The 10,035-nt window shown below is 36.3% G+C and carries 4 protein-coding genes; 2 read left to right on the forward strand and 2 right to left on the reverse strand.

Features of this window, described 5'->3' with window-relative positions; translation table 11 throughout:
- Nucleotides 1-178 precede the first annotated feature (178 nt).
- On the forward strand, nucleotides 179-1,429 hold the full coding sequence (locus ENL20_03345) for an asparagine synthetase B (GenBank protein ID HHE37592.1): 1,251 nt from the start codon (nucleotides 179-181) through the stop codon (nucleotides 1,427-1,429).
- 367 nt (nucleotides 1,430-1,796) lie between these two features.
- Nucleotides 1,797-3,341, forward strand: a complete 1,545-nt coding sequence (locus tag ENL20_03350) for a S1 RNA-binding domain-containing protein (protein ID HHE37593.1) — start codon at nucleotides 1,797-1,799, stop codon at nucleotides 3,339-3,341.
- Between the two features lie 118 nt (nucleotides 3,342-3,459).
- Here ENL20_03350 and ENL20_03355 read toward each other — a convergent pair whose 3' ends face one another.
- Both ENL20_03355 and ENL20_03360 read right to left on the reverse strand, forming a co-directional pair.
- Nucleotides 3,460-3,705, reverse strand: a complete 246-nt coding sequence (locus ENL20_03355) for a hypothetical protein (protein HHE37594.1) — start codon at nucleotides 3,703-3,705, stop codon at nucleotides 3,460-3,462.
- Nucleotides 3,706-4,429: 724 nt separating this feature from the next.
- Nucleotides 4,430-9,883, reverse strand: a complete 5,454-nt coding sequence (locus tag ENL20_03360; GenBank protein ID HHE37595.1) for a T9SS type A sorting domain-containing protein — start codon at nucleotides 9,881-9,883, stop codon at nucleotides 4,430-4,432.
- Between the last annotated feature and the right edge of the window lie 152 nt (nucleotides 9,884-10,035).

Genomic DNA, 10,035 nt, shown 5'->3' on the forward strand with positions numbered 1-10,035 from the left:
GGTGAGTTGAATTGGGATGAATCACAACATTCCGAAGGGCTTCGCACATTCGGAAGTTGAGACAACATCGGAATGTCCGCAGGTCTTCCGATTGTTTTGGGTGAGCTGAATTGGGACGAATCACAACATTCCGAAGGGCTTCGCACATTCGGAAGTTGTTAAAGAACAAGGAAATAAAATGAAATATATCTTAATAGCATTAATATTTTTGATCAGCATTTCGATATCCGCTGAAATCCTGATCCCGATGGACAGCTTTTCGCAAACGAATCATCTAAAGGCTTATGGAATTGCTTTTGAAGCCCTGAAAAAACAGATCGTGGTAAAATGGCTTTTAAATTATCGAGGAGGTTCCTGGCTCTTTCCTGATTATCCGGAATTGGAAAATCTCTGTAATATTCGCGGGGTCAGTTATGAGAAAATATCCTCGTTAGAAGTTGTTAATATCATGAATGAGATCGATGCTTCCAATATGGATGTTGTCGTCCTGGAAAAAGAGCCGAAAATTGCAGTTTATGTTCCTCCCAACAAACAACCCTGGGATGATGCCGTAACTCTTGCTTTAACTTATGCTCAAATAGAATATGAAACGCTCTGGGATGAAGAAGTGCTTTCAGGCAAACTTGCTGATTATGATTGGCTTCATCTTCATCATGAAGATTTTACCGGGCAATACGGAAAATTTTATTCTGCATATCGTAATACCAGCTGGTATAAAGAAGATGTCAGGATCAACGAGGATATGGCTTATAGTCTTGGTTACAGCAAAGTCTGGCAGATGAAACATGCAGTTGTGGAAAAGATCAGGGAATATGTGAAAAACGGTGGATTTTTATTTGCCATGTGTGCTGCCTGTGATACTTTTGATATTGCTCAAGCAGCTATCAACCTTGATATTTGCGAATCTGTTTTTGATGGAGACGAAAAAGATCCTAATTTCAAATCCAAATTGGATTTTAAGCGCACTTTTGCATTTGAGAATTTCACTCTAATTCCCAGTCCTTATGTTTATGAATTTTCTACAATAGATGCCAGTGATTATGCCAAATTGCGTGGTCCCGAACAGGATTTTTTCCAGTTGTTTGATTTCTCTGCAAAATACGATCCTGTTCCCACCATGCTGACTCAATGTCATATAAATGTGATAAATGGATTTCTGGGGCAGACAACTTCTTTTCATAAAGAATATGTAAAGAAAAGTGTGATCATTCTCGGTGAATCTCCTGGAGTCGATGAAGTTAAATACCTGCATGGAAATTTCGGAAAAGGAACTTTTACTTTTTATGGCGGACATGATCCGGAAGATTATCAGCATCGGATTGGAGATCCTGAAACGGTTCTCGATCTGCATAAGAATTCTCCCGGCTATCGTTTGATCCTGAATAATATTCTTTTTCCGGCAGCTGAGAAGAAGAAGCTGAAGACATAAAAGTGGCAAGGTGAAAGGAACAAGGGACAAGACAAAGGAACTGAAAAAAGGAAGAAGAAACACCATTTAGTGCATAACTCCTATGAAACCCATTTTAATTTCCTACAAAATAAGGAGATAGGATTTTGATTAAAATGGACAAGTTCGGCATCTTGTTTTACGGATCAGGTTTCATCTTAATGGAACTATTAGCTCTCCGATAGTGGGGAGCTTGACACTATTTCCTGTTATGTTGTTTTTTGTGTGTCTTCGTGTCTTTGTGGTGAGATAGCTCCGTAACTCATTATTTTTATCAAACTTAAAAAATTCTGGACAAGAGAAGCCCGATTTTCTTTTTGGCATAATAATTTGTAAGTTGGGAGAATTAATGGAAAAAAAAGATGAAATAATTGAAAAAAAAGAAGAAATTCTGGAAAATTCAGAAAGCAATATAGAAGAACCTGAAATAGTTGAAAAATCAGATGAAATTGTATCTGAAGAAATTGAACAGGAAGAAAAAGAAATTCCGGAAACATCCGAATCAGGAGAAAACACAGAATTCGCTCAAATGCTGGAAGATTCGCTTTTAAACATTCCTCAACTGGATGTTGGAGATAAAATAGAAGGTGAAATCCTGAATATCACAGATTCTTATATTTTTATTTCTATCGGAGGGAAACGGGATGCTTATGCTGAAAAGGTTGACTATCTGGATAAAAACGGAAATCTACCTTTCAAAATTGGAGATACTCTTTCCGGTTATGTGACCAAATATACTGAAACCGAAACATTGATCTCTAAAAGCCTGGTTTCTGTAAACAAAAGAATTTTAAAAGAAGCTTTCGAAGAGAAAATTCCTGTAAACGGCAAAGTCGTATCCATGATCAACAAAGGATATTTGATCAATATTTCTGGAGTCAGAGCTTTTTGTCCAATGTCTCATATCGATAATAAATTCGTGAAAGATCCCAAAGAATTTTTAGGTCAGAACCTCGATTTTATCATCATAGAATTTAAGGAAAATGGGCGGAATATTGTAGCGTCACGCAAGGTTATTCTCGATGAAGAAAAGAATAAACTGAAGAATGAGACCTTGAGTAAACTGGAATTAAATTCGATCGTGAAAGGAAAAGTTACAAGATTAACTAATTTTGGTGCATTTGTCGATCTTGGTGGGATCGAAGGTCTTTTGCATATCTCTCAGTTTTCCTGGGCAAGAGTAGAATCACCTTCAGAAATGATGAATATCGGAGATGAAATCGAAGCAAAGATCATTAATATTAAAGGTGAGAAAATTTCGCTCAGTTTAAAAGCGATGAGTGAAAATCCCTTTGAACAGGCTTTAGAAGAGTTTAAAGAAGGCGATGTTGTATCATGTCGCATTCTTCGGAATCAACCATTTGGTTCTTTTGTCGAGATCAAGCCGGGAGTGGAAGGATTAATTCCAATTTCAGAACTTGCTTTGGGGCGAAGAATTAATAATCCTTCGGAAGTTGTCACGGAAGGTGATCAGGTGGAAGCTCAAATAATGAGAATAAATCATGAAAAGAAGAAGATTTCTCTTTCCTTGAAAGCTCTACAGCCCGATCCATGGGATGATATTGAAGAAGTTATCACAGAAAATGATATAATTACCGGTAAAATTGAGAATATAGTAAATTTCGGTGCTTTCATCAAGATTAAAGATGGAGTCGATGGTCTGCTTCCTTCTTCCAAAATAAAACTGGCAGGTTTGAAACTCGATAAAGCTAATATCGGGGAAGAATTAAAAGTTCGTGTTGTTAGAATAGATCGAGAAAAGAAAAGAATTTCATTAGAACCGACCAATCTTCCGGAATCTGCAATTGAAGCTAAAGATGATTGGCATAAATATAAAAAGCAGAAGAAGAAAAAAGAAGTGATCGTTAATGATAGTCCGTTTGCGGATTTGTAATATTGTTTGAAATAGTACAGTTTGTGAATCAGGAATTTGATAGAACTTATTTAACGATTATTATTATCTTAAATTTGTTAACACTCAAAGAATTAGCAAGTTTTGTGTTTTCTGAAGTCTATCCGAATTTCACATACTCATTCGGAATCTTCAATCCTTCTTCATCACAAAATGTAAAGAATTGCTTTTTATACCATTTAACTGCTCGATAAAATTTATACCAGTTTGATTCTCCAAAATTGTCTGCAAGGATAACAGACTTAACTTTTCTTTTATCAAATTTCTTTTTATCAAAATTGGAGAATGCCTGTTTGAGCCAGAGATTTTCACTGTATTGATAAGCAATATCCGAATCATTGAACACCGATTTTCACACCTCATTTTTTTGACATAATCAAGTCCTAATTTATAATAGATTTTTCATTTAAAACAAATTGTTATTTGCTTCTAACTGTTTGCAATTTATATAAATTAAACTTGTAAAAAATTTATCTGCTAATTGCTTACACCCAATTAATTGAGAGGCTGTAATGACTATGATAAAATCTTTATGCCGGATTAACTAATTCTCCTTACATTCCTTTTGGAATATAGAAATACACTGAAAATGTGATTTTGAAGCCATTTATAGTAACTATTTTGAATTATTCTTATTGATGAAATAATAGTAAAGTCAGAATTTCATTTTTTATTAGTCATAACGATACCCTGAAATTGATAAAGATTGTTGCTTAATAACAAAACTTTAGAACTTTTTTGACCTGTTTAATTGGGATTTTAATATGTCGTTGGGAATAGGGGTGAAAATCGGTGTCAAAAGAAAAAAGCTGAAGTAAAAATACTGTAAGTATTAATATTGTAAGTATTCATACACTTTGTATTCATACTCCGGCTTTTACGATTGATATCTATCTAAACATCGGAATGTGCGCAGCTCTTCCGATTGTTGATAAAAGAAAATCTAACATTCCGAAGAACCGATAAATCGGAACATTCGGAAGTTGTCTCTATTTCAGCATGAAGTATTTAGGAATTCTTGCATCGAACCCTCTCAATACTTCTATATGAAGAAACTCTTCCTGCTTCTCTTACTTCATAAGGATCATCTTCTTAATACTCGTATATTCCCCTGTTTGTAACTTATAATAATAAATTCCGGATGAAACCGTTTGCCGATTATCATCTTTTCCATCCCAGGTAATTTCATGATAACCAGCTGTAATATTCTTACTTATGAGAGTCTTCACTTTCTGACCTTTGATGTTGTAAATTGAAATCTCTGTGTCCTCTGCGTCTCTGTGGCAAGAAAAAGATATTGTAGTCGATGAATGGAACGGATTCGGATAGTTACCGAGAAGTTGGGTAATTTCAGGAATTGTTATTTCTTCAATAGCATTAACATCGATGACAACATTTTCCATATTTGAAGGTTCGGATTCTCCTCCGTCATAAGCTGCAGTTACATAATATTCATACTCTCCGTTTTCCAGATCAAGATCGGAATAATTTGTGATTTCAATATCAGATATCTCTGCGATTATTTCAGAATCACGATAGACATTGTATCCAGTTAAAGAGCGAGTTCTACTTGTTGTCAGTTTACTTTTCTCATTGATTTCAGGTTTTTTATCATTATCATTAACTGATGATGAGAGATTATTCCTTTCTGATGTTCCAATCATACTCAACAGTTGTTCCGGCATTTCCCAATTTAACTCAACATCATTTTCTGTTACCGAAGCAATTAGATTTTCCGGTGAAGCCATGAAATACAAGACAAAATCAAGTTCGATAGTTTCATCAGGAAAAACCTGGATATCATTCATCAAAACTGATTCATAAAATTCCAAACTGGCAGTAACATCGTAAGTTCCGGGAGTAACCGGAAGAATATAATCACCATTTTCATCAGGATGGGTGATAAAACTTCCAGCTGTAATCTGAACTTCCTCAATATCACCAGCTCCACCCTCTAAAACAACATTCCCGGCAATATAACCCATGATCTGCGGAGAACCGCTCTCAATATAAATATCATCCACATACCAGTAATTTATATCCCATGGATCTCCATCATAAGTCCAGGCAATTTGGAAAGAGCCAGAACCAACATCCGGAGTGGAGACCGAAATATTTTCCGTGGTTGCATTCAAATTCTGGGGATTCCAGGTTTGAACAGTGTTCCAATTCGTACCGTCACTTGTGGTCTCGACTCTGACAACATAACCACTACCTGAAAAATCATTGATCGCATGTTTGAATTCCAGTTCCAATGATGATGAACCCATAGTATTTATTGGCATTGATACTAATCTTTGAGTAGAAATAGGCGCCGATGAATAACTGAATTGTGCTTCCGGAGGTGAGCCACCCGCATAATTTCCATTTCCTGAAGCCCAATTTGATCCACCTTCGGTATGCCATCCTGCTGGAGGAAAAGAATTAAAATGTTCTTCAACATAAACAGGGATTTGTGAAATTGCCAGTGATATTTCACCACTCACTTCATAATCAAAATCTCCCTGTAGTATCCAATCGACCATCGCGATATGTCCGACTTCTGTTTCCTCATCAACAGTTACATTAATCATCGCTGTGACTGTTGCTCCAATATCGATATTTCCAAAATCAAATGCATTGGAATTCAAAGTAATGTAGGGATCATTGGTAGAAAAAGCAACAGCTGTCGAATAAGCATCCGAGCCACCTTCATTGGTAAAGGAAATATACAGATCTGCCGTCTCTCCCGGATCGAGGATATTATTGTTGCCGTCATCTATGAATAAACTGGAATAGTCGATAACAGGTGCATGTAATTCGAGTTGGAAATATAATGTCCAGCTATCTTCGTTACTGATCACAATGATTTCAAAAGTAACTATCTCTTCATCAGGGCAATCGGCTGAAATAGTAATATTAAAATCAGTAAGATTACTTCCTGATGTTCCTCCCTGAATATCATCATATAATGATGTATCTTCGTTGATAATAAGAAATTCATTGTTTGATGAAATGGTTGCACTAACTCCGGTTGCAGGATTTTCTCCCATATTGTTCAATAAAATCTGCAGATCGACATTTTCTGCATAATCAATGATCCCATTACCGTTTTCATCAAAAGAATTGACTCCACCCAGAACTAAAAACGGTTCTTCCGGAGAAATCGGAGGACCTGTAAAAAGGAGAGCCATTTCATTCTCTAATGGTTTGGCAGCAGTAGGATAAGAATAATTATATGTATATTCCAGACCAATAAAACTCGTATGATCTTCGATGCCAACAGTTGCATATTGCCCGTGTTGAGTTCTATAACTTCCCTGATCAACATTATTCACGACTTTATATTGGAATAATATCTCACCATCTCCGGTCGAGGTCGGATAAAAATTCTGATCATATAGGATCAATTGAAAAGTTTCTTCTGCACTGTTAAATTCGTTTTGCAGGTGAGACCATTCAACCACGAAATAGTGCAGGTTTGAATCAAAATAATAACAGACATGGCCACCGGAAGTTTTCAGATCATCCCAGAAAGGAGCGATCATGGGAGAAGGACCAAGCGGTCCGGGAATATGCCAATTCATAAAAGAATACATTTCTGTTGTTCCCGGAGCGATCCAACCGTTTGAACAAACAGTTATTTCCGTATAATCGATTCCATAAAACCGGAAGGAAAAAGGCAGGTCAACATTTTGGATTGCACCTGTATTTCCTCCGTCACTCAAAGATAAGACAGTTCCGGAACCTCCATAAGTAGGATCGATCTCAACCCATGAATAAATTGGAACATTATAGTAATCCGTGTCTCCGTCATCATAACAGTAATAACCATAAGCATCCGGACCAAGAGGATCTGTTATTTCCACTACTCCGATATCTATCAAAAAACTGACTGTATTATCATATCCGGCAGCATTATAAAGCTGCAATTCCAAAATAATTTGAGTGCCGGGCAAAAGATTTGTATTGGCAGTAACCTCAAATCTATTTCCGCTGTTCGATACTTCTGTATCCGGTAAAATATTCCCATAATATCCATCAGGATCGTTAATGGTAATCATATCATTATTACAGGATAAAATCCCATTGACATCCGAACATGACACAGAACCGATATTTTCTATGGTAACTTCCAATTCAGCAGTTTCTCCCGGATCAAGAATATTATTATTTGAATCTGCAATAATATAATCCCTTGTCTCCAGATTTGCTCCTTCGATTTGAAGATATATTCGATCATCCCATTCTGTCCTGTCACCATCACTAATTTGAACATCGAGAATCATTTCCGAACCACCAAGTGTGGCAGGATCTATACTGAAATCAAAATCATCATCAGAATATATCGATGTTCCGGGTAATATTGTTCCATAATCTTCATCACTATCTGTAATTGTGATAAAATCATTCGAGGAAATAATAGAAGCTGTAATCGAATTTGCATCTGTTGTTCCATAGTTTTTCAGACTTATTCCAAACTCGATATCTTCTCCGGGATTGATCATTCCATCATCATTACCATTCGAAGTTCCATTCAAGTCATCGTCGATATTCCATTCATTAACATTCACAAAAACATCTGATTGTTCGATATTGAAACTACCCAGGTGAGGAATGAAATTATGTTTGGTGACAGTCAATTTTACATTTCCTGTATTTTCCGTGTAGATAGGTAAATATACTTCCCCATTCGAATCAGTAAATCCGGTAGCAAATATTTCATCTTCTCCCATTAAAGCTGTTACCCAGGCGTTTTCAAGAGGAATATGAGTCACATTATGCTGCACTGTAACCTCAAGATAATTGGTTCCCAAAGCTACTAAAGGAGGATAAGAGATCATCATCTCCTGGGGATCATTTGTCCATATTTCCATGCCCGGATCACCCATCAGATTATTCCAATAAGAAAAATTGTGAACATACCCTGATTGATTGGGATAATTATTGTATAAATTCAATTTCCCGCGATTTAAAGCTCCACCCATATGATAAATATGATCCTGGAAAATTCCATAATAAATCCCGATATCAACACTGTTGTTAAAACAAGTATGTGTTCCGCAAGTTGCGGTCCCAATAGCTGCAATTGCTCCTTTAGGAACCGATGGAGTTCCGGCTTTCAGGAAATATTCGCTGCGGCAGTTATTTGTTCCTTCAAAATCACCGGTACCGCAAGTTAGAATCACAGCTACAGGTAATTTGTAACCGTTTGTTAAACTGCTGGTATTACTATTACCCCAACCGCTCATCCCAAGATAACCGCGATAATTAAAATAACTTGCTCCACTATTCAAACCCGAACTCATTTGAGAAACAAAGGATCCGCCATATACTTCATCGAAGGTAAATCCATCTTCATTATCATTGATCATTTCTTTGATATTTTTTTGAGTAATGACACACGATTGACCGGAATGAGACGGATCTCCTACTAATAAAGCATTATGATACCAATCAGTTTCATCGAGATAAGGATTTCGCTCATAACCAAGTATTTTGAACACAATCGTTTGAAATTCCGTAAGGCTGTTAAATGAAAGTCTTCCAATAAAAATATCAGCTAAAATATCATTACCTTCCAATAAGGTATAATATTGGTCTCCACCTGAAGTTGGAATATTAAAACTTCCTCCTGCATCTCCGACCAGACAAACAAATTCGGGTGGATTATCCCAGTTATCATAAGCATCCTGGATATAATTTTTTATTTGAGAAGAAGATGAACCTGTTTCGGAAGTATTAACTGCTGTTACTTCAAAACCTTTCCGGTGTTTCCAGTTAACCAGCGAGTCGAGCCAGGTTTCGACTTGATTATTATTGGGATAGATAAAGAGGTAGTTTGGCTGTTGAAATTCTTCATCTCTGGTAATCAATGAATTATAATTGAGGATGGTTGCTGTATATAACGACTCAAAAGCTCGTGAAATATGACGACTGGAAGTTTTAATATTTTCTCCACCTTTTCCAAAACAATTCACCTTGAAATTAATGTTTTTTATTATTTTTAGTTCTTTTTTCTGAGGATCATACCGGAAAGGATTTACAGTTACATTAACAACTCGAAAATCTCTCATAATAGCTGGTGTTCCGGTTTCTACGATCTTTCCAGGGAAAATATTTCCAGATGAATAAAATCTATCATCGATCACGAAGTCTGTACTTGGTGGTTCGCTTTCCAACTGCAATTCCTGCCGAGGATAGATGTTCATATTTGAGAGAATTTCTTCCTCAAAAGAAATGATTTCGATCGAAATTTCTCCTTTGTCAGGAATAGCAACTAAACGAGTGAATCTCGGTAAGTCAGGCTTCCCGATTTCCAGAAATTCACCTTCATTGAAATAGGTTATTTTCTGAAAGGTCTCACCTCTTTCGGAAACTGATTCCATCTCATAACCATTCAAAGAAAATTTTAGTTCGATTGCATTTCTATCTCCTGATAGGTGTTCGAAAAGTTTTTCTTGAGAATTTTCCGGGATTTCTACCCAGTTTGCCGAAAGGTAAAATCCAATTATAATTACCAGTAAGATCGTAATTTTTTTCACTTTATCATCTCCTTTTTTTATTTTCTAAAATGGATTCTGCAACTATTGAAAAAGTCATTGCGAGGTATCTTACAAAGGAATTCTTGCGAAGCAATCTACTCCTCTAACTTAATGTGAAGCAAGAGATTGCTTCGTTTGTAACAGCAAGAAGA

Source organism: Candidatus Cloacimonadota bacterium (assembly GCA_011372345.1).
Classification (GTDB): domain Bacteria; phylum Cloacimonadota; class Cloacimonadia; order Cloacimonadales; family TCS61; genus DRTC01.